This is a genomic window from Stenotrophomonas sp. YJH_SMC_8 (genome assembly GCF_059371315.1).
This window is the reverse complement of sequence record NZ_JCAFUL010000001.1, coordinates 282,338-304,135: the sequence shown is the minus strand read 5'-3', so window position 1 is coordinate 304,135 and position 21,798 is coordinate 282,338. Positions and strand designations below refer to the sequence as shown.

13 protein-coding genes are annotated in these 21,798 nt (G+C 68.0%); 2 read left to right on the top strand and 11 right to left on the bottom strand.

What is annotated here, in order from left to right; genetic code table 11:
* Positions 1-48: 48 nt before the first annotated feature.
* Both ettA and AC5P88_RS01315 read left to right on the top strand, forming a co-directional pair.
* Positions 49-1,713 (top strand): energy-dependent translational throttle protein EttA, encoded by a 1,665-nt coding sequence (ettA, locus tag AC5P88_RS01320; protein WP_005412220.1) that lies wholly within the window; start codon positions 49-51, stop codon positions 1,711-1,713.
* A gap of 83 nt (positions 1,714-1,796) precedes the next feature.
* Positions 1,797-3,113, top strand: coding sequence for an NCS2 family permease (locus tag AC5P88_RS01315; RefSeq protein WP_005408048.1), 1,317 nt, complete (start codon positions 1,797-1,799; stop codon positions 3,111-3,113).
* Positions 3,114-3,173: 60 nt separating this feature from the next.
* On the opposite strand, the gene bcsZ is transcribed toward AC5P88_RS01315, so the two are convergent.
* From bcsZ to AC5P88_RS01260, 11 genes are all read right to left on the bottom strand, one after another.
* Positions 3,174-4,307 (bottom strand): cellulose synthase complex periplasmic endoglucanase BcsZ, encoded by a 1,134-nt coding sequence (gene bcsZ, locus AC5P88_RS01310; RefSeq protein WP_495224075.1) that lies wholly within the window; start codon positions 4,305-4,307, stop codon positions 3,174-3,176.
* Entirely contained in the window at positions 4,291-7,872 is a 3,582-nt protein-coding gene (gene bcsC, locus AC5P88_RS01305) for a cellulose synthase complex outer membrane protein BcsC (RefSeq protein WP_495224073.1), read from the bottom strand. Before bcsC ends, bcsZ begins: the two co-directional genes overlap by 17 nt.
* Positions 7,872-10,235 carry a cellulose biosynthesis cyclic di-GMP-binding regulatory protein BcsB gene (bcsB, locus tag AC5P88_RS01300; RefSeq protein ID WP_495224071.1) on the bottom strand — a complete coding sequence of 788 codons (2,364 nt, stop codon included), beginning with the start codon at positions 10,233-10,235 and terminating at the stop codon, positions 7,872-7,874. Before bcsB ends, bcsC begins: the two co-directional genes overlap by 1 nt.
* Positions 10,232-12,856: a UDP-forming cellulose synthase catalytic subunit gene (gene bcsA / locus AC5P88_RS01295; RefSeq protein ID WP_495224070.1), complete on the bottom strand. Its 2,625-nt coding sequence runs from the start codon at positions 12,854-12,856 to the stop codon at positions 10,232-10,234. Before bcsA ends, bcsB begins: the two co-directional genes overlap by 4 nt.
* Positions 12,856-13,797: a cellulose biosynthesis protein BcsR gene (bcsR, locus tag AC5P88_RS01290; protein ID WP_495224069.1), complete on the bottom strand. Its 942-nt coding sequence runs from the start codon at positions 13,795-13,797 to the stop codon at positions 12,856-12,858. Before bcsR ends, bcsA begins: the two co-directional genes overlap by 1 nt.
* A complete protein-coding gene (gene bcsG, locus AC5P88_RS01285; RefSeq protein WP_495224068.1) occupies positions 13,797-15,428 on the bottom strand; it encodes a cellulose biosynthesis protein BcsG in 1,632 nt (543 codons plus the stop codon). The genes bcsR and bcsG overlap by 1 nt, the downstream gene beginning before the upstream one ends.
* Positions 15,425-15,604 (bottom strand): cellulose biosynthesis protein BcsF, encoded by a 180-nt coding sequence (bcsF, locus tag AC5P88_RS01280; protein ID WP_033836073.1) that lies wholly within the window; start codon positions 15,602-15,604, stop codon positions 15,425-15,427. The genes bcsG and bcsF overlap by 4 nt, the downstream gene beginning before the upstream one ends.
* Positions 15,601-17,139 (bottom strand): BcsE family c-di-GMP-binding protein, encoded by a 1,539-nt coding sequence (locus AC5P88_RS01275; protein ID WP_111113687.1) that lies wholly within the window; start codon positions 17,137-17,139, stop codon positions 15,601-15,603. Before AC5P88_RS01275 ends, bcsF begins: the two co-directional genes overlap by 4 nt.
* Before the next feature lie 213 nt (positions 17,140-17,352).
* Positions 17,353-18,390 carry a fimbrial protein gene (locus AC5P88_RS01270; protein WP_049402403.1) on the bottom strand — a complete coding sequence of 346 codons (1,038 nt, stop codon included), beginning with the start codon at positions 18,388-18,390 and terminating at the stop codon, positions 17,353-17,355.
* Positions 18,381-20,945 carry a fimbria/pilus outer membrane usher protein gene (locus AC5P88_RS01265; protein WP_495224151.1) on the bottom strand — a complete coding sequence of 855 codons (2,565 nt, stop codon included), beginning with the start codon at positions 20,943-20,945 and terminating at the stop codon, positions 18,381-18,383. The genes AC5P88_RS01270 and AC5P88_RS01265 overlap by 10 nt, the downstream gene beginning before the upstream one ends.
* A gap of 92 nt (positions 20,946-21,037) precedes the next feature.
* Complete coding sequence (locus tag AC5P88_RS01260) at positions 21,038-21,766, bottom strand: fimbrial biogenesis chaperone (RefSeq protein ID WP_049402407.1); 729 nt, start codon at positions 21,764-21,766, stop codon at positions 21,038-21,040.
* Positions 21,767-21,798 lie beyond the last annotated feature (32 nt).

The window sequence follows — 21,798 nt, the reverse complement described above, 5'->3', positions numbered from 1 at the left end:
GATGTTCCCGTGACGGGTCGGGTGCAGGGCCGCGCCTACGGAGACCGCATGTCCTCGCAATACATCTACACCATGAACCGCGTGTCCAAGGTGGTCCCGCCCAAGCGGCAGATCATCAAGGACATCTCGCTGTCCTTCTTCCCGGGCGCGAAGATCGGCCTGCTGGGCCTGAACGGCGCCGGCAAGTCCACCGTGCTGAAGATCATGGCCGGCGTGGATACCGATTTCGAGGGCGAAGCCCGCCCGCAGCCGGGCATCAAGGTCGGCTACCTGGCGCAGGAACCGGAGCTGGACCCGACCAAGACCGTGCGTGAAGCGGTCGAGGAAGGCGTGGGCGAAGTGCTGCAGGCACAGGCCGCGCTGGACGCGGTGTACCTGGCCTACGCCGAGGAAGGCGCCGACTTCGACGCGCTGGCCAAGGAACAGGAGCGCCTGGAGGCGATCCTCGCCGCCGGCGATGCACACACGCTGGAAAACCAGCTGGACGTGGCCGCCGATGCGCTGCGCCTGCCGCCGTGGGATGCCGTGGTCGGCAAGCTGTCCGGCGGTGAGAAGCGCCGCGTGGCGCTGTGCCGCCTGCTGCTGCAGAAGCCGGACATGCTGCTGCTCGACGAACCGACCAACCACCTCGACGCCGAGTCGGTGGAATGGCTGGAGCAGTTCCTGGCGCGCTACACCGGCACCGTGGTGGCCGTTACCCACGATCGCTACTTCCTGGACAACGCCGCCGAGTGGATCCTGGAACTGGACCGCGGCCGCGGCATTCCGTGGAAGGGCAACTACACCGACTGGCTGACCCAGAAGGACGAGCGCCTGAAGCAGGAAGACAACCAGGAAAAGGCTCGCCAGAAGGCGATCCAGAAGGAGCTGGAGTGGTCGCGCCAGAACGCCAAGGGTGGCCGCACCAAGGGCAAGGCCCGTCTGGCCCGCCTGGAAGAGCTGCAGTCGGTCGATTACCAGAAGCGCAACGAGACCAATGAAATCTTCATCCCGCCGGGCGAGCGCCTGGGCAATGCGGTGATGGAGTTCAAGAACGTCTCCAAGAAGTTCGGCGACCGCCTGCTGTTCGACAACCTGAGCTTCCTGGTGCCGGCCGGCGCCATCGTCGGCATCATCGGCCCGAACGGTGCCGGTAAGTCGACCCTGTTCAAGATGATCACCGGCCAGGAAAAGCCGGATACCGGCGAGATCGTGGTCGGCCCGACCGTGAAGCTGTCCTACGTGGACCAGAGCCGCGACGCGCTGGAAGGCAACCACAATGTCTTCCAGGAAATCGCCGGCGGCCTGGACATCCTCAACATCAACGGCATCGAGATCCAGTCGCGCGCCTACATCGGCCGCTTCAACTTCAAGGGCCAGGACCAGCAGAAGATGGTCGGTTCGCTGTCCGGTGGTGAGCGTGGCCGCCTGCACATGGCCAAGACCCTGCTGCAGGGTGGCAACGTGCTGCTGCTCGACGAACCGTCCAACGACCTGGACATCGAAACCCTGCGTGCGCTGGAAGATGCGCTGCTGGAGTTCCCGGGCAACACCTTCGTCATTTCGCATGACCGCTGGTTCCTGGATCGCATCGCGACCCACATCCTGGCGTTCGAAGGCGACTCGCACGTGGAGTTCTTCCAGGGCAACTACCGCGAGTACGAAGAAGACAAGCGCCGCCGCATGGGCGACGACGCGGCGCCGAAGCGCCTGCGCTTCAAGGCGCTGAAGTAAGGCAACCGGAAAGGCCGCGCTCGCGCGGCCTTTCTCCTTCTGTGGGTCGCCCGCTTGCTGGCGACACCTTCGCGAGAAGCCCCATGTCCCTGTTCGAACGCCTGTTCCAGCTGCAGCAGCACGGCACCACCGTGCGTACCGAGCTGCTGGCCGGTGTGACCACCTTCCTGACGATGTCCTACATCGTCTTCGTGAACCCCGAGATCCTCGGCACCACCGGCATGGATGCAGGTGCGGTGTTCGTGGCCACCTGCCTGGCGGCGGCGCTGGGTTCGGCGGTGATGGCGCTGGCCGCCAACTTCCCGGTGGGCATGGCGCCGGGCATGGGCCTGAACGCGTTCTTCGCCTTCACCGTGGTCGGTGCCGCCGGCCTGCCCTGGCAGCAGGCGCTTGGTGCGGTGTTCATTTCCGGCCTGGTGTTCCTGGTGCTGTCGCTGACCGGTGTGCGCGCATGGCTGGTGTCGGGCATTCCCTCATCGCTGCGCTCGGCCATCGTGGCCGGTATCGGCCTGTTCCTGGCGATCATCGCGCTGCAGAAGTCCGGCGTGATCGTCGGCAATGAAGACACGCTGGTGGCACTGGGCCCGTTGAACACGGCGCCGCCGCTGCTGGCACTGGCCGGCTTCCTGCTGATCGCGGTGCTGGAAGCACGGCGCATCCGTGGTGCGATCCTGATCGGCATCCTGGCCGTGACCGGCGCGGGCTGGGCGCTGGGCGACGTGCAGTACCAGGGCCTGGTGTCGCTGCCGCCGAGCCTGGCCCCGACCTTCCTGCAGCTGGACCTGCCGGGCCTGCTGCACCACGACGGCGGCGCGCCGATCGCCGTGCTGCTGCAGGTGGTGCTGGTGTTCGTGCTGGTGGAAGTGTTCGATGCCACCGGCACCCTGTACGGCGTGGTCGGCCGCGCCGGCCTGCTGAAACTGCCGGGTGCGCAGAAGCGTTTCGGCCGCGCGCTGCTGGCCGACAGTACCGCGATTGTTGCAGGCTCGATGCTGGGCACCAGCAGCACCACCGCCTTCGCTGAAAGCGCCTCGGGCGTGCAGGTGGGCGGCCGCACCGGCCTGACCGCATTGGTGGTGTCGGCGCTGTTCCTGGCCGCACTGCTGTTCTCGCCGCTGGCAGCGATGGTGCCCAGCTATGCCACCGCGCCGGCGCTGTTGTTCGTGGCCGGCCTGATGCTGCGCGAGCTGGTGGAAGTGGACTGGAGCGACCTGACCGAATCGGTGCCGGCGGCGCTGTGTGCGCTGGCGATGCCGTTCACCTACTCGATTGCCAACGGCCTGGCGTTCGGCTTCATCGCCTATGCCGCGCTGAAGGCCGGTACCGGGCGCTGGCGCGAAGTGCATCCGGCGGTGTGGCTGGTGGCGGTGCTGTTCACCCTGCGCTACGCGCTGGAGTGACCGTTGAGTGGGGTCAGATCCCATTGCGATGCAACGGGATCCGACCCCCCAGCACTGCAGCTACCAGCGCGGCAGCAGGCGGCCGTCGGCGGCGAAACGCCAGCGTCCCTCGGCCCAGCCTCGACCGAACAGCGCCAGCATCTGCGAGTAATAGGCCGGTGCGTCAGCACGCTGCTGCTCCGCACTGGGCAGGCTGGCCAACAATGCATCGGCACGCTCCGCTTCGCCCTGCGCGATCAGATACGGCAGCAGTGCCGCGCGGAATCCGTAGTTGCCTTCGCCCTGCCCCTGGCCACTGCGGGTGTCGATCTTCTCCCACATCGGCGCACCACTGCGCAGGCGCTGCAGCGGCCCGGACAGGGCCGCCAGCTGCGCACGGAACAACGGATCGCGCGGTGCGGTCATGCCCGCCCAGGTGTAGCAGCGGATGGCATCGTAGCCGCCGACCGCACCGCGCACCGGATCGACGACGAAGCGATCGCCTTTCCACGCCGCCCAGTCCGGTGCGAACCCGTTTGGGCTGGTCTGCTGCAACAGCTGCACGCTGTTGCGCGCCAGCGCCTGCCACGGCCCGCTGCGATCCTCCACCGCAAAGCGGCGCAGCAGCGGCAGTGGCAGATAGCTGGGGTTGACCCGCGTGGCGTCCCCTTCGGTGAATCCCTGTGGGCCCGGCAACAGCATCGGGCCGAGCCCGGGCAGGTCCACGATCTCGCGTGCCCGCACCTGCGCGAGCATGCCCTCGGCGATGGCCTTCAACGCGGGACGGCGCCACAGCCGCGCACCTTCCAGCAGTGCATAGGCCAGCCACAGATCGGAGTCCGAGGCCGGGTTGTCATCCAGTACCCGCCAGCTTCCCTTGCCATCCCGCCCCCACAACCAGGCGGCCAGGCGCTTGCCCATGTCGCCTTCGGCGAGGTTGTCCTGGGTCCAGCCAAAGACGCGGTCGAACAGCGCCTGGTCGTTGTCGACCAGGGCGAAGAACAACGCATAGGACTGGCCTTCGGAGGTGCTGCGCTGATCGTCCTGGCTGCGATCGATCATGCGTCCATCGCGGCTCAGGCTGCTGTCCACCAGTACCTGCCACGCCGGCCAGCGCGGTGCGGGCGCGGCCTGCGCACTGCGCCAGCCAAGCAGCGGCAGCGTGGCGGCCACCTGCAGCAGGCGCCGGCGCTGCAGGTCAGCGGAACTCGCCATACGGCACCAGTGGCGATACGGGCAACGGCAGGTTTCCCTGCCAGGGCTTGAAGGTGTAGCGCAGGTAGAGCTGGAACGAATTCGGCGAGAAATCGCGGCTGCGCTGCAGGGTGCCGGCGGCACCCAGCACGAAGTGGTCGCCCAGGCGGCGCTCGACCGCGCCGTACAGGCGGTAGCCGGTGCCTGTGCTCCTGCTGTCGCCGATATACAGGCCGGCCTCGTCCAGCCGCAGCGGGCCATACTGCGGCTCCAGCTGTTCGATCACGCGCTCGATCAAGGCCTGGTCGGGGAAGCGGCTGATCGAGGACGTGCGCGCACTGGACACGCTGACCGAACCATCCACGCGCACCGACCATACGTCGTTGCGCCAGGCGAAGCTGACCGGCAGGCTCAGCGACGCATAGCGCTGCGGGCTGTAGTAGCCACCCTGGCCCAGCGAGTAGCCGCCCAGGTCCTTCTGGTAGCGCCAGTACATCGCGGTGGTGCCCACATCCAGCCGCATGTCGGGGCGCTGGATCAGCTTGTGGTACCAGCCCACCATCGCGCGTGCGCGGGTGTTGCCGACCACGTTGTGGCCGGTCAGCCGATGCCAGCTCCAGTTCGACCATACGCCATCGCGGCCGCCCTGGTCGTAGCCGAGGCTGAAGGTCACGCCGTTGGCGGTGACCCCGCCCCAGGCAATGCCACTGCGCGGATCAACGGCACCGGCCTGCGACAGCAGCGAATTGGTCATCGGCCGCCGCGACACCGTGGCCCCCCAGCCGAAGCGCCCGAGGTCACCATTGAGGGTGACACCGCCGAGCCAGTTACCGACCACGTAGTTGGACGGGGTGTGGCCGATATCGAAGTTCCAACGGTCATCCAGGGTGCGCCAGCCAACGGCGAAGCCGGCGCCGGACGTCCGCCGCTGATGGACGAAACGGGTGCAACCCGGTGCGCGCAGGCGGCTGTTGTCGGCCTGCAGCAGATCCAGGTCGCAGCTGCCGAAATCCTCGTCGTAGGCGCCGTTTCCGTCGGTCTGGAAGCGGCCCGCATCGAAGCTCACCTGCTCGATGCGCGCCCAGCCCAGGCCACCGGCGAACGGTGCGTCGAGGTGCGCGATGCGGGTATCACGCGACAGCCGCGAAATGCCCGGAGTTCCATCACTGCGGCGGCCGGTGTCCTGCATCACCGTCAGGGTGGGATTCTCCTGCTGGTACAGGGTTTCCACGTCGCTGCGCAGGCTGCGCCGCAACCAGTCATCGCCGGCCGTCTCGCGGCTGGCCAGGGTCAGCGCGCGGTTGTCGCGTGGCGTGGCCTGGCTGGAAGCCAACAGGCCGTTGTCGGCCATCGCCTGCGCGTACATGTCCAGCGCCTGCTGTGGATCATCGCGGCGCACCAGTCGTGCCGCGTCACGCCAGGACTGTGCATCGGGCCCGGTCTTGCGCGCCAGCAGCGCGCGCAGGATCGCCAGGGCCTTCCTGTCCTCGCGCAGGTCGGTCCAGATGGTGGCGAGCTGGCGCTGCTGGCCGATCTCGGCATCGTCCACTGCCGGCGGTGCGTCGTGCATCTGGCGGCGTGCGCTGGCCAGATCGCCGGTGCCGATCCAGGCCTGTACCTGACCCAGCTGCGCATCCACATTGTCCGGCTGTGCAGCAAGCACGCGCTGGTAGTAGTGCAGCGCCTGCGCATGATCGCCACGCAGGCGCGCCCATTCGGCCATCAGCAGATCGTTGTCGGTGCTGGGCGGTTGCTGCTGCAGCAGCGCGATGGCTTCGGCCTCCCTGCCCTGCGCACGCAGATCCCACAGATGATCGACCAGCTGCTGCCGCTGCAGGCGCGCCGACAGCGCGCGGATGTCATCGTCCCACTGCGCCTGCGGCAGCGCATCGAGCACCGCCAGCGCCTGCGGCAGCCGATCGGATCCCGACAGATAGAGCGCCTGCGCGTAGCGCGCTTCGGCACTGTTGTTGTGCATGGCCATGTCGGCCACCACCGCGTCGGCCTCGTCCTGCCGGCCGGCGGCGCGCAGCTCGTTGCCCAGCGCATAGGCCAGCCAGGCATCGCCCGGCAGTTCGCCGCGCAGCTGCTGTCCCAGCGTGATTGCAGTGGTTGCATCGCCGGCAGCCAACGCCTGCTCGCGGCGCTCACGCAGTCGACTGATCTGCAGCTGGCGCAGATCTTCGGCATACAGCCTGCGCTGGGCAGCGGGCAATGCGTTGATGAAGGCTTCCAACCGCTGCGGATCGGTTCGGCCGTACAGCTGCACCAGCTTGCGGATCACGTTGGCATCGTTGGGCGCCATCCGCCGGGCAACCTGCAACTGGCGTTCGGCTGCGGCGTCATCGCCGCGGGCCACGGCCACGTCGACCAGGCCCAGTGCAGCATTGACGTCGCGGGGCTGCTGGCGACGCGCCTGCGCATACAGGCGCTCGGCCTCGTCCAGCCGGCCGGCGGCCAGCGCCGCATCGGCCTGGTCCAGCTGCAGCCAGTAGCGGGTACTGGCAATCAGGTCACGCCACTTGTCGTTGCTGTCACCGGCCGGGGTGGCCTGCACCGCACGCTGGAAATAGTTGATGGCCTGCTCGCGGCGGCCCTGGCGCATCAGTGCCATGCCCAGCCCACCCAGCAGATCGGGCTCGCGCGGATAGCCGCGCAGCGCCTGCAGGAAAGCGCGCTCGGCCTCTTCATTGCGGCCTGCGTCGAGCAACTGCTGGCCACGCAGGCCGGCGCGCCACGCCGGGTCACTGACCCGCTTGTGCTGGTCGGTGTAGCGCTCGCGCACCAATGCGATGTCAGCAAACGTCGGGTTGCGGGTGATGAAGTCCTGCAGCCGGCGCACGCTGCGGTCGTCGGCCGGCTGATCCTTCAGGTAGGCCCACTCGGCGTCCGCCGCCATGCCGCGGGCTTCCGGATTACGCCCCATGCGCTGCAGCGCGGCCAGCGCCTCGGCATCGCGGCCGGCAGCGAACAGCATCTGTGACAGCGCCTGCAGCAATGGCACATTGCCGGGATAGCTGCGGTCCAGTTCGCCCAGCGCGCGGATCGCCTGTGCACGCCCATCCGCCTGGGCGCCGCGCAGGCGCCAGTACTCCAGGCCCAGCTGCAGGCCGGGTGGATCATCGTTGAACAGGCGCCGGTAGATCGCCAGCGCTTCGGCGCTGCGACCACCGGCAGCGAACAGCCGCGCCTGCTGCAGATCCTGCTGCAGGTCACCGCGATAGGCCTGCCAGAGGCGCTCGCCGGCGGCCAGTTCACGGGTGCCCGTGCCGATCTCGCGCAGGCGCTTCAGGGTCGCCTCGGCATCCTGCAGCTTCTGCTGCGACAGCTGCACTTCCAGGATCGCCACCAGCGTGCCGCGATCATCCGGCGCCAGCATGCGCAGCCGCGCCAGCGCGTCTTCGATCAGGCTCTGGCGACCGGTGGCCTCTCCGATGCGCACCTGCTGAAGCAGCCACTGGCGCTGCTCGGCGACGGTTCCGCCCGGTGTATCGGGCAGGGCCTGCGCCGCGCAGGGCCCGGCACCGGCCAGTCCCAACAGGACCAGGCCGGAAGCGGTGACCAGCGGATGCCGCGTACGTGCCATCAGTGCCCCGGGTCCAGGCGCTTGGCCGCGACCCAGCGCAGCGTGCGCCACAGCAGGAAAGCGACCATCAGCACCACCAGCGTCGCCAGCACCGCCAGCAGTGCCGGGTGGTCGGCCAGGTGGTACCACAGCAGCAGCCACCACGGCAGCGCGCCAACGTAGTAGTGATCGCCGACGAACTGGCTGTGGATGCCCGAGGTACGCAGGATCGCCACCGAACCGGCAATGGCTTCGCGCTTGCCGGTATCGCTGAGTGCATCGTCGAGCAGGCCGTAGTCGGCGGCATTGCTGGCGGCCAGCGAAACGATGCTGCGCTGCGCATGCTTCGGCGACTGCATGCCGATGATCGCGGCAAACGGTGCCTGCGCGCTCACTGCTACTTCGGTCACCGCCGGGTCGCCATCGCGGCTGCCACGGCGGGCCTGTTCCATCGCCTGCTGCGGCGACGGCGACTGGCCGTTGAGCAGGCGCGTGCGCTGGTCGTCGATCAGCAGCGACAGCTGCTGGCTGCCGCGCAGCTCCGCCGGCAAGGCGCCCAGCATCAGCAGGTCCGCATCCAGTGCGCTGGCCTGCTTCCAGTCATCGGACAGGCGCAGGCCATAGGCCGGGTAGCCACTCTGCACGCCCAGCCCACCGATCAGGTTCAGCAGCAGGCTGACCTGTGCTTCGCTGGCGCTGGGCGGCACCAGCACGACGGTCTCGGACAGATCGGCCATGCGGGTGAACGGGAAACCGCTGAGTGCGAATGCGGACAGGTCCGGCAGGCCCATGTAGTGATGGAACCCGGAGAAGTCGATGGTCGAGTCCTCTTCGATCGCTGCCTGCAGGTTGGGCGGCAGCACGGTCTGGCAGTGGTCGCGCTGCGCACTGCCCATCACGCTGGCGAAGTTGAAATCGAAGCGCAGCTGGTTGCGGTCGCCCAGCTTGAGCGCCGGAATCAGCAGACGCCCGTCGTCGGCACCGGCATCGCCGGCCAGCACCGGCAGGCGGATTTCCTCCAGGCCCTGCTTGCCGTTGCGGCGCACCAGCGGGAAGCTGGAGATGAACTGGTCGTTGATCGCCACGCCCAGCCGCGACTCATCGCTGCCGAACGGCGGCGTGTAGCGGTAGCGCAGGTTCAGCGGAATGCCCTGGTTGCGCCAGATGAACAGGTCCGGCGGCAGGTTGAGATTGACCGTGATCGGCTGCGGTGACACACCGTTGGCGTGCAACTGCTGCGGGTAGTCGAGCAGTTCGGCCAGGCGGACGGCGCGGTCGGTACGTACCCAGTTCGGCGCGTCGTACGGCTTGCGCGGGGCCAGTGGCTTGATCTCGTCGACGCTGACCTGGCGGCCGCGGAACAGCACGTTGCCGGCCGCCATCGCGGCCACCGCCTTCTGCAGGTCGTCATCGTTGCGGCCCAGCACCAGCAGCAGCTTGCGCTGCGGATCCTCCGGCAGCGACATCAGTTCGATCATCGGGCCCTTCACCGGGGCATGGTTGGCGATCACCGGCGGGAACCTGCCGTTGACCGCCAGCACCACCGCGTGGCCCTTGTCCGGCAGCGTGCCGAAGCTGACCGGGAAGCGCGCCTGGCGCCACCAGCCGGACAGGCTGCCGAAGTACGAGGACATCACCGCTGCCGCGCGCTGCTGCGCCAGGCTCGGTGCGGCGGCGAACACCACCGGCAGTTCCAGCCGTGCGGTATCGCGCGGATCGAAGAACGGCAGCGGGAAGTTGGCCAGGTCGTCCTGCATCGCCAGCGGCTGGCCACCCAGGCGCAGCGTGCTGTTGCTGGACAGGTTGACCCACAGCGAGCTGTGCGTCGGCTCTTCGCAGATGTCGGTGTAGTGGCCGACGAACTCCAGGCGGACCTGGTTGAAATCAGCAATCAGGCGTGCGTCCAGCGGCAGCTTGGCCTGCACCGGGCGGCCCAGCTGGTCGTTGCTGATCGGCACCACGCCCATCATCGCGTCGTTGAGGTAGACCCGCAGGTGCGACAGGGTCGGCAGCAGCGACGGTGACGGCGTGAAGCTCAGATCCAGTTCCGCATCGCGGACCAGGCGGTCGCGGCGGACCTGGAACTCGAAGGTGGTGGCATTGCGCACCCCCGACAGCAGCGTGTCCTGGCGCCGCCCCAGCTGAGCAAAGGTGTTCTGCCGCTGCCAGGGCCAGGCGCTGCCCGTCCAGGTCTGCGCCAGCGCGGGCTCGGTACCGGCGGCGGGAGTGGTGGCGGGTGCGGCCGGCACGCTCGGCACCGGCGGCGCGGCAGGCGCTGTGGTGGGAGGGGCGACCGGTGCCGGAGCAGGCGCGCTGTTGCCTGGCGCCACGGGCAGGGCCAGCAGGGGCAGCAGCAGCCAACGCAGAGAGGACGGAAGGGTCATGGACGAAGCCCTGGATCAGCGGCTGGGTCAGCCGGGTGGGAAGGAAGCGGACGTTGCGGAGCAAAGCTGGCCAGCCATCGCAGCAGGCGACGGTTCCAGTGTGCCGGGCGGTCAAGGTCGAACGGCGCGAAATCACCCATCCGCCGATAGCCGCGCCAGCCCAGGACCAGCACGCTCCACAGGCTGCGCGGCAGGCTCTTGGGTTGGTAACCGGCGTGCCAGTCGAGCCAGGCATCGGCGCGGGCGAAGGTGCACTGGGCGAACTCCACGCGCTGGCGTTCGTCCTCGAACAGCAGCAGCAGGCCCAGTCGCTGGCCGATCGTGCGCTGCACCCGCGCCGGGAACGCGAACTCGCGGCGGCCCCGCCCCAGCAGTACCTGCACGCGCTGGCCTTCGGCCAGCTGTGCGTCTTCGCCGAGTTCAACGCCTACGCCATCGTTGGAGTAGTCCTGCAGCACGCCGCGCAGGCGGCGGCCATCGGGCACCTGCAGCGCCATCGGCAGGTGGGTGGTGACGCGGTGCGTGCGCCGCACCTGCTGCACTTCAGCGGCCACCGCCAGCGCACCGCCGATGATCAGCAGGTTGTACAGCACCCACAACGAACTGACGACCACCGTGCCGCGTTCATCGAGCGGCCCGTGCATGAAGCGCCACACGGCAAAGCACAGGCCGAGCACGTTCAGCAGCGCCAGCACCAGATAGGGCTGCGCCACGCGCCAGTCGAATCGATCGCCGGCCTGGGTGCCGCCCTTGTCGGTGACGTTGAACTTGCCGCGGCCCGGACTGAACAGTGCCACGGTGGTGGGCCGTGCGATGTACCAGGCCAGCACCGTCTCGTACACCTCGCCCCAGAACGGCCGCCGGTACTTGCCCTGGATGCGTGCGTTGGTAAGGCTGGCGTGGGCCATGTGCGGCACCACGAACAGCAGGATGGCCAGCGCCGGCGCATAGATGATGTAGACGTGCAGCAGCAGGAACGCCAGCGGCGCGGTGAGGAACACCAGGCGCGGAATACCGGCCAGGAAATGCAGCATCGCGTTGGCGTAGCAGAAGCGCTGGAACAGGCTCAGGCCCTTGCCCAGCAGCGGGTTGTCGATGCGGAAGATCTGCACCATGCCGCGTGCCCAGCGGATGCGCTGGTTGACGTGCGCGCCGAGGCTGTCGGTGGCCAGGCCGGCCGCCTGCGGAATGCGCAGGTAGGCCGAGTTCCAGCCCTTGCGATGCAGGCGCAGCGCGGTGTGCGCATCTTCGGTGACGGTCTCGGTGGCAAACCCGCCGATGGCATCGATGGCCTCGCGCCGCAGTACCGCGCAGGAACCGCAGAAGAACGCCGCGTTCCACAGGTCGTTGCCGTCCTGCACCAGGCCGTAGAACAGCTCGCCTTCGTTGGGGTCGCTGCGGAACACCTGCAGGTTGCGTTCGAACGGATCGGCCGAGAAGAAGTGGTGCGGGGTCTGCACCAGCGCCAGTTTCGGGTCGCGCAGGAACCAGCCGCAGGTGATCTGCAGGAACGAACGCACCGGCAGGTGATCGCTGTCGAAGATGGCCACCAGCTCACCGTCGATCAGGGTCAGGGCGTGGTTGAGATTGCCGGCCTTGGCGTGATGGTTGTTCGAGCGGGTGATGTAGTTGACCCCGGCATGCTCGGCGAATGCGCGGAATTCTTCGCGCTTGCCATCATCGAGGATATGGATGCGCAGCTTGTCGGCCGGCCAGTCCAGGCCCATTGCTGCGTACACGGTGTGCCGCACCAGCGCCAGGTCTTCGTTGTAGGTGGGAATCAGCACATCCACCGTCGGCCACTGGCGGATGTCGGCCGGCAACGGCGCCGGGCGGCGACGCAGCGGCCAGGCCACCTGCACGTAGCCCAGCATCAGCACCAGCCACGAATAGGTTTCCGCCGCCAGCAGCACCACGCCACAGACCAGGTCGAAGGTACTGTTCCAGTTCAGCGTGGCGGTGTAGCGCCACCACAGGTAGCGGCAGGACACGGTGATCGACAGCACCACCAGCACCAGCGTCGCATAGCGCCCCTGCATGCGCCGCACCAGCAGCGCGATGACCCACAGCAGTACGACGAACACGAACTGCGCCAGATAGGTGAACGGCTGGGTGATGCACAGCGCCGCCAGCCCCAGCGTGGCCAACCCGACCAGCAGGGTCAGCAGGTGCCGCGAACGTGGCGACAGGCTGCCCATCTTCCGGCCGAACCAGGCCGCCACGCGGCTGTTCCAGAATTCACTGGGCGCATCGCGCATGGCGCGCAGATAGCGCAGGCGGCCACGACCGGCCGCGCCACGCAGTTCGGCAATGCGTTCGCGCCGGGCCTGGGCCAACCGCTGCCGCCTCAGCGAAGGCTGCGGTACCAACCGCACCACCGACAGCCACATGGCCTGGATCAGCAACCGCAGCGGATCGCCCGGGCGCCAGCGACGGTCGCCCTGGATCTGCGGGAAGGCGTTGCGCAGGCGCGGGGCCTGCGCCTGCCACGCCGGCCCTTCCAGGCGCAGGAACGCCCAGCCCACGCACTGCAGCAGCCACAGCAGCGACCGTGTCGGCCAGGACGCATGCACGCGTTCGCGCAGGCGCCCCCAGCCCAGGTAGTAGACGCGGGCGCCCATCAGCGTGCCCCCGCCGTGGCCTGGCGCCGTGCGGCCTCCGCCAGGCACCACAGCACCAGGCCATCGACATCGGCAGCAGCCAGCGAATCGGTCGCATAGCGGCCCAGTGGCTGCTTGCTGGCCAATGCGGAGGGTACCCGCGCATCCTCGTGCAGCGGCTGCGGCACCAGCCGCGCGCCGTGCGCGTGCAGCCACAGCTGCATCAGGTCGCGCTGCACCGGAATGACCGGGTCATAGCGGTTGGCCAGCAGCAGGCGGGTGTCATCCGGCTGCCGTTGCAGGAACACATGGCTGACCGGATCGACACAGGCCAGGCGCAGCGGCAGCGTGCAGCGTGCGTGCTGGTTGATGGCCGCAGCGTGCGCCGGCAGGCGCTGCGGCAGATCGAACAGGATCCAGTCGAACTGGGCCTCCAGCAGTGGAATGCGTTCGGCCCAGGTGGCCGGTGCCTGCTGCAGCTGCTGTTCGATGTGCATCGCGGCCTCGGCGTCGACACGACCGTAGGGCAGCACCGCGAGTCCTGCTGCGATGGCGTAGGCGGCATCACGCCAATCCGTACCGTCCAGCTGCGCGCGCGCCCAACCGTTGTCCACGTCGGCAGGCAGGCCCAGGTGCAGGCCGAGCATCTGGTCCGGGCTGCATTCGACCAGCAGCACGCGCTGCCCCTGGGCGTGCAGGCCCTGGCCCAGCGCGGCAAGCACCGTAGTGACGCCGGTTCCGCCATGGATGCCCTGCAGCGACAACATGGTGCTCATCGGCGCGGCTCCAGTTCGGCCAGCAACGGCCAGCAACGGCCAGCGCGCCAGCGCCCGTGCACGTTCCTGCTGGGCCGAGAAGTCCACGTAGGGCAACCCCGGCATGCCCAGGCTGCGGCGCAGCAGGTCGATGTCATCCTCTTCCACGGACAGCGTGACCGGCACGGCAAGAATGTCGGCAGGCATCAGCGCGCCTCCTCCGGGTAGGGGCTCCAGGTCTGGCTGCCCTGCAGCTGCAGCCAGGGCTTGCCGGCGTACTCGATGACCTTGGCGCCTTCGTTCTCCGATACCGACGGTGTCTGCGGCAACCCCTTCAGCAGGCTGTCCCAGTTGCGCTCGCTCGGCGGCGACTGGGCATTGAGCGCGTACACGCGCGACACCAGCTCGGACACCGCCAGGTAGCTGCTCGGCTCGGGGACATGACGTGGGCCGCCGGCCGCCGGCGCGCCCATGCCGATCAGCTTCACGCCCACCGGCACGTGGGTGATCGACGGGCTGGGGATCTCACGCATGCCCGGAATCTGCATGCGGTCGCCATGCAGGGCCGCGCCATGCTCGGGCACCACCACGATCATCGCGCGGCGACCACTCTTCTCCACCGCATCGACGAAACCGGCCATGTCGCCCAGCACCATTTCCGCACGTGCCTTGTAGTCGGCGGCATTCGAACGGCCATCGGCGCCGACGATGCGGTTGCCATCGTGCAGCGAGATCGTGTTGTAGAACAGCGCCACCTGCTGGCTGGACCCGGCCAGCCGCTGTTTCCACCACGCCATCAGCACATCGCCATCGCGGCGCAGCGGCGACTTGTCGAACGCCACCAGCGCTTTGGGAAATGCGCTGATGTCCATCGGCTGCGCCTGCAGCCCGCCGAACTGGTGCAGTTCACCGATGAAATCGTCGAAGTGACCGTCATGGTTCATCGCCAGCTCGCTCTGGAAGCCAAGATGCTGAAGGTTCGAAAACAGCTGGCATTCGGCCGGCACCGGATCGAACAGCGCGGTATGCGAGGTCTGGCCACAGCTGGCGCGCAGCAGGCGGATCGCCGCCGGGCCGCTGTAGGCGGTTGCCGAGTTGAAGTCGTCGAACACCACGTCCATGTGATCGAGCAGGTTGTTCTGGCGCAGCCCCACTTCATCCAGATCGCTCCATGCCAGCGAGCAGATGTTGAGGATGATGACGTCGAACGGCGCGCCGCTGCCCGGTGCCGGGAAGCTGGTCTTGAGGCTGGCCTGCTGCTGGTAGAAGCTGGCCAGCCATGCATTGAGCGTCTCGTTGTTGGCCGGCGGCAGGCCGCCACCCGAGGTGCCTGCGGCGCTGGCGGTGGCCGCGGTGGCGGTATCCTGCCCCCAGTTCCAGCCCGCCGGCATCGGTATCGCCATCACAGCCAGGCCAAGCATGCCCAGCACGCTCAGGGTGGTGATGCGCAGCCACGGCTTGAGCAGTACGTAGGCCAGCACCAGCATCGCCAGCACCGCCACCATCTGCCAGTTGATGAAGCGCTGGGCCAGCTCGAGCCAGTAGTCCGCCGAGAAGTCGAGCACGCCAGGCTGCACCAACAGGCGCCGGAACGGCGGCCACCAGGTGTCCTGGTAGTACAGGGCCACGCCCACCGGTATCGCGACGACGGTGCGCGCGATGCGTGCCCAGCGCCAGCGCAGTGGAATCAGCAGTGCGCCAAGGAACAGCAGGTTGGGCAGGATCTTCAGATCCAGCGCGCCCATCCAGGCCAGTACCACCTTGGACAGGAAATACAGGTTCCAGCCGCGCAGGTCGGCCCAGGCGAAGGGAGATGCGGGTGCCATCTGTGGACTCATGCAGCCCTCCGCGGCGCACGCTGGCGTACACCGGCGCGGCGCAGATGGCGGGGTGGCAGCCAGCGCGCGACACGGCGGCGCAGCCCGCGCCACAGCGTGCCGAGCATGGCTCCGAAGGGAATCATCACCAGCGCGCAGGCGACGATCAGGGTCCAGAGTTGCTGGTCGGTGGTCATGCGCGATCTCCCAGTCGCAGCGGCTTCGGGGCGGTGAAAACAGGCGCCTCGAGCGCCGGGGCCACGGCCGGCAGGGTCGCGGGTGCTTCGGGCAGTACCTCGGCCTCCGGATCGCTGCTGCGGGCGTTCATCGCTGCAATGTCGTACTCGGCCAGGCGCTGGTAGCCATCGAACAGCTCGCGCCAGGGCAGGCGGAACAGATTGCCCAGGGCCTGCTCGACCGCATCACGCCGGCAACCAAACAGGAACAGGCGTACCTGCCCGCGGTAGACACAGGCCAGATCGCCCTGGCGGCGGATGCGCAGCTGCTGCAGGGTCTGCTCGGCACGCAGGCCGGCCACCGGCTGCAGCGCCAGCACGGCGCTTTCCACCGCACTGCCGTCCTGGTCGATGCGATCACCTGCGATCTGGCGGAAGCGTGCGGCGCTGACCAGGCCACTCACCGATGGCGGTCGATGCGAACGGATCAGCGGCTCTGGTTCTTCCGCCAGCTGGCCCTGCCAACGCTGCCGCTGCACGGTTTCCAGCAGGGTCAGCAGTCGCGGCAAAGGCGTCGCTGACGGCACCACCAGGCTGCAACCGCACTGCATCAGCAGCCGCTCATCGGCGTAGCGCAGGCAGGGCTGCAGCTCGCGCACCACCAGCTTCAGCGCATTGCCACGTTCTCGACGCAGGCGGTGCAGCAGGCGGGCCAGTGCATCCACCTTGGCATTCTCGTCGATGGCCAGCACCACGGTGGCCTCGCGCGCCTGCAGCGCGGCCGGCAGCAATCCGGCCCAGCCGTCATACAGGCGCCAGGCCGCCGACAACGGCGGCGCACCTTCCAGTACTTCGGCCTGGGCCAGGAAGACATCGCGGTCGCTGCCACTGGTCGCATCGATCCCAGTCTCGGCGGCATCGGCCTCGGCCAGGTGGCGCAGCCCGCGGCTTTCCTGCTCGACGCCGAATGATCGCTGGGCCACCACGCCATGGCTGTTGGACCAGTAATGCAGCAGCAGCTGCAGGGCACCACGATGCGGATGCAGCTGGGCCACACCGGCGCAGTTCCGGCTCAGTGACAACAGGCGCGGGGCCAGGGTCGCCACTTCGCCGTGGCACAGCAACAGCAGCACCTGCTGCGCCTGCCCGGCCCATTCCTGCAGCTGCTGGCACCAGCGTGCCAGCCGGGCATCATCCCAGCCGTCCAGCGCCGCCACCGGGAACTGCACCAGGCTGAGCCGGGTGCGCGCCGAGGCGGTGCGCGGCAGATCGCCGGTCAGCCCGCGCAACGCCTGCTGCATGCCGTGGTGCGAGCGCTGGAACAGCCGCAGGCGGGCCGGCCCCTGGTCGGCAGGCAGCAGCGCCAGCATCGATTCGGCCCCGCGCCCCAGCGTGACCAGCACGGCCTCGTCCAGTGCCTCGGCCGTTGCCAGCACGCCGGCGCCGAGCAGGTCCGTCGGCGCGCTGCCGGCAGCCACCACCCAGTACAGGCCTCCGCTGCGCATCTCGACGAACTCGGCGGGCAATCCGGCAATGGCAAGGTGGGTCGCAGGCACGCCGGATCCTTTCATTGCCCCTCAACCGGGCGGAAAGCCCGGCAGTGGAGGCGCTGCGGTGAAAAGGAGGTCACTTTCATGACGTACATCACATTCATGTTTCTGTACGGCAATGATAGCCCTGATCTTCACGTTTGCGGGATCAAGACGCAGTCAACGCCGCCCGCGGAACGGGCGACGTGAGGCTCGAAACTCAGCAATGGAAAGCGCGTACTACTCGTACTGGATCGTGAACGTCGCCTGCCCGTTGGCGGTGCCGGCACCGACGGTGCCGGCCTGGGTCTGCACATAGCGGGCCCGCAGCGGCAGGCTCATGACACTGGTACCGGTAGTGGTCGTGCCGACACTGATGGTCTGGCCGAAGCGCACCTCGCGTTCGGTGCTGCCGTCGCGCTGGACCATCTGGATGCCGATGCGGGTGGCGCTGTTGGTGGCTGCGCTCAGCTTCAGCACGCCGGGCATGTTCGAGCTGTCCTGATCGGCATCCAGGCGGATGCCGATCTTGCTCTGGTAGGCGGCCACGTTGCTGCCCTGGCAGTTCAGGCGGATCTCGAAGTCACGGTCGACCGCGCGCGAGCCGACGCCGGTGAAGGTGGTGTTGGCCACGCTGCCGAAATCGACCGCGATGTTGCGGCTGCCGGCCTGCACTTCGCAGGTCGGGCTGACCACGGTGGTGCCCGAGCCCCTGAAGGTCGAGGTCAGTACCGGGCGGCTGGGACCATCCCCATCGAAGTAATAGGTAGTGAAGCGGCCATTGGGTGCGATCACCCCCGAACCGGTCTGCGCGGCGGTCTTGATCAGCTGGATGCGGAACTGGCCACCGATCAGCGAGATGGTGGAGTTGGCACCGAAGTTGATGGAATGCGGGTAGTAGGTCTGGATCGCGCCGGAGTCGCGGAACAGTCGGATACCCACGCCTGCAACACCGGTCTCGTAGACGTTGGCAAAGCCGGCCACTGGCCGCTTCTGCGGGGCATTGACATACTCGCCGGTCGAGCTGCCGCCATACCAATAGTCGCAGCGGGCGACGCTGTTCTGCTGGTTGATCGGCACACTGATTTCCTTGATCACGCCACCCACCGGGGTGCTCGGCAGAATCACGATCTGGCCCATGTCCATCTGCACATCCTGGGCAACGAAACCGTTGATCTGGATGCGGCAGGCCGCGCTGGCCTGCTGCGCCATCAACACACTGCCCAGCAGTGCCATTGCGGCCAGCACTTTGCGACCACGGGAAGAAATCATCGGCATGCTGCCTCCAGCGGGATGAAGCCGGTCTTGGACGCATCGGCGTCCGCCGGAACCTGGTAATCGACGGTGCAGCGCTGGTCGGCACCTGCGCCCCACTCCACCAGCAGGCGGCCCTGGTTCTTTTCACTGCGCACGTACAGGCGGCCGCCCTGGCTGACCATGCCCACCGGCTGGCCCTGCTCGTCCTTGACCTGTGCACCGAACGGCATGGTGCGGCCATCAGGGTTGCGTACCTGGATCAGCAGCGCGTTGCCCTTGCGGGTATCGAAGCGCAGGTAGCTGATGGCACCGGCGAACGGCGCGATCGCCTGGCTGGTGCTCTCCAGTTCGACGTCGTGGGCCATGCCCTGCGGGTCGAGGGTGACGGTGTTGAGGCGGTACGGCGACACGTACGGGACCACCGCGTAGCCGCGGCCATCGACACGCAGGCCCGGTGCGTTGCTGACGATGGCATCGCGCGCGCCCGGCGCTTCCACCAGCACCATGGTGTCGCCACGCTGCGGGGTGAAGGTGAAGCCACCCGGATGCACGACCACGCTGCCGTTGGCACCGACGGAGGCCTGGCGGAAATCACGCGAGTGGCTGTAGGTGGCGTTCAACGCGGAGTAGCGGCTGCGGTATTCGACGTTGCCGACCGCGGTGGTGCCACCCTCGCGCGAGTCGGACAGGGCTGCGCCATAGCTGAAGTTGTTGTCGACGCCGGCCGAACCGGTGATGCCGACGCGGCTGTTGTCGTAGCCATCGCGGTCGCGCACGCCGAGGTCGGCGCTGAACGACACCGGGTGGGTGCCACGGCCCAGCGGCACGCTCATCGACAGCAGGTACTGGGTATCGGAACGGCCCAGCACGCCCTCTTCGGTACGCAGCGCGGAGAAGCCGTAGTTCACCGAGCGCCAGGCGTTGTTGTAGCCAACCTGGTACTGCTTGGAGGTGCCGGGACGATCGTAGAAGTCGCGCACCGAACCGGTCAGGTACAGCGCGCCGCCGCGACGACCCAGCGGCTGGTTCAGCGTCACCTGGAACTGGCTGCGCTGGCGGCCGCGGGTGGTCGGATCGATGCCACGCTTGTCCGAATCACGACCGTACAGTGCGTCCTGCAGGCTGTAGAAACCCTCGGTCGAGTAGCGGTAGGCGGCCAGGGTCAGGTTGGTCCCGGTCTCGCCGATCATGTTGCTGTAGCTCAGGCGCACACTGGCACCGGTGTGGTTGCCGTAGTGGTCGAACGAGGTACGCGCATGGGTGACGTCGGCGGCGAACGCGCCGACCGGCGTGGACAGGCCGACGCCGTACAGCAGCGACAGGTAGCCATCACTCAGTGCACTGCCGCCGTACAGGGTCAGCTGGTTGCCGATACCGCGCTGGTAGGTGCCCTGCACCAGCCACGGCTCATCGGCCAGCAGCTTGTTGCGCACCTGGCCTGCGGTCAGCGAGTAGCGCGACACGCCTTCGCGCAGCATCTGCGGCACCGAACCGAACGGCACCTTGAACTCGCGGCGACGGCCATCGGCCTCGATCACGCTTACTTCCAGGTCGCCGCCATAGCCGGTCGGATAAAGATCGTCGATGACGAAGCTGCCCGGCGATACGGTCGAGGAATAGATCAGCTGCTGGTTCTGGCGCACTTCGATGCGCGCGTTGGTCTCGGCGATGCCGCGCACGACCGGCGCGTAACCGCGCAGCGAATCGGGCAGCATGCGGTCGTCGCTGGCCAGGCTGGCGCCGCGGTAACCGATCGAATCGAACAGCTCGCCGGTGGTGTAGGCCTCACCAATGGTGAGCATGCCGCGCACCTGCGGGATGCCGCGCTGCGCATAGGTGGCGATGCTCTGCCAATGGCGGCCGTCGCCCTCGGACCAGGTCAGGTTCGAGTCGTGGCGGAACTGCCAACCGCCCAGGTTGAGGCCCGCGTTGAGGCCCAGGTAGGCACTGCGGTTGCGCTGGCCGCCTTCGACGCGGCTGTCGCTGTCGATGGCATTGAAGCTGTAGCCGACGAAGCCGGCATTGATGCCACGGTCCCACAGTGCCGGGTTGACGTAGCCACGCGCCTCGCGGCGCAGGAACACCTGCGGGATGCTGAGGTCGTAGCGCAGGTTGCCGCTGTCGTAGACACCATAGGCATTGGCCATGCGCTGCTGGACCGGCACGCAAGTGGTCTTGTCGGTCGGCACGGACGGGTCCTGCTGCAACAGCACGGCCTCGCTGTCCACGCCCATTTCTTCCAGCATCGGCAGCGGCAGGCAGGCGTCTACGCGGCCCTGCGCATCGGCCTTGAACTGCAGGTCGCGGCGGCCCTGCCAGGCTCCGTTGACGTAGACGTCGACACGGTAGTTGCCGGCCACCATCGGGTTGCCGTTGCTGAAGGCCGCCAGATCGACCTGCTTGGCCTGGCCAGACAGGAAGCTGGAGTTGAACTGGGCCGATTCCGGGGCACGCGCATTGGCCGCACCACTCTGCGCCATCAGCGCCTGTTCGCCGAGATTGGCCGGAGCAGCCAGCGCCCATCCTGGGCAGGCCACGCCAGCAACCAGCAGGCAAAGCGCCTGATGGATCGACAATGTCAATCTGTTTCCGATCACACTGACATTCCTTCAGTTCGCCGCACGGCGGCGGTGGCGGGATGCGCGGGCCGTGGGCCAGCGCGGCGCGTTCAGCCCCCGGTGCTGCCGAGGCGGATCGTGTGTTCCACCCGGCCGCCGTAGTCGTTGATGGTGATGAAGCGGACCTGGTCGGTGCCCGCCGGTGCGGCGAACTCCAGGCTCTGCTTCGGCGCGACCATTGCGCCCTTGTCCTCGACAGCCTTTTCAGTGCTGCCGGTCACGGCATGCACTTCGGCCAGGGTGACGTGGAAGGGGCTTGGGTTTTCCACCCGCAGACGGTCGCCCGAACGGGTCCAGCGCAGCGCTGCCGGCGCGTCGTTGGCGACGCCCTTCAGGCCCTGCGGCCGGTAGAAAAGCTTCAGGCGCGAACGGAACGCGACCTGCAGGTAGTTCTGGTCGCCACTGTCGGCGTTGTCCGGCGACGGCGGCACGTCCAGCACGTTGAGCCAGAACACCGACTCGCGGTCGGTCGGCAGCTGCGCGCCGGAGAAGATCACGCGCAGCGCCTGGCTGCGGCCCGGTTCGACGCGCGCGATCGGCGGCGTCAGTACGAACGGGGCGTCGCTGGTATCGGCGGTCTGGTTGGCGTCGCCACTGTCGATCCAGGCCTGGACCAGGGCGGGCGAGTCGCCGACGTTGTCGACCTGCACGGTGACTTCGCGCGCCTGCGCCGGGTAGATCACCCGCGTGCCATTGACCACCACGCCGGCCAGAGCGTTCTGGCAGAAGGGCAGCGTGAACGCTGCCAGCAGCAGCGCCCGGGGAAAGAATGCTTTCATCGGAAGTACTACGCTCGAGGTATGGGGCCAGA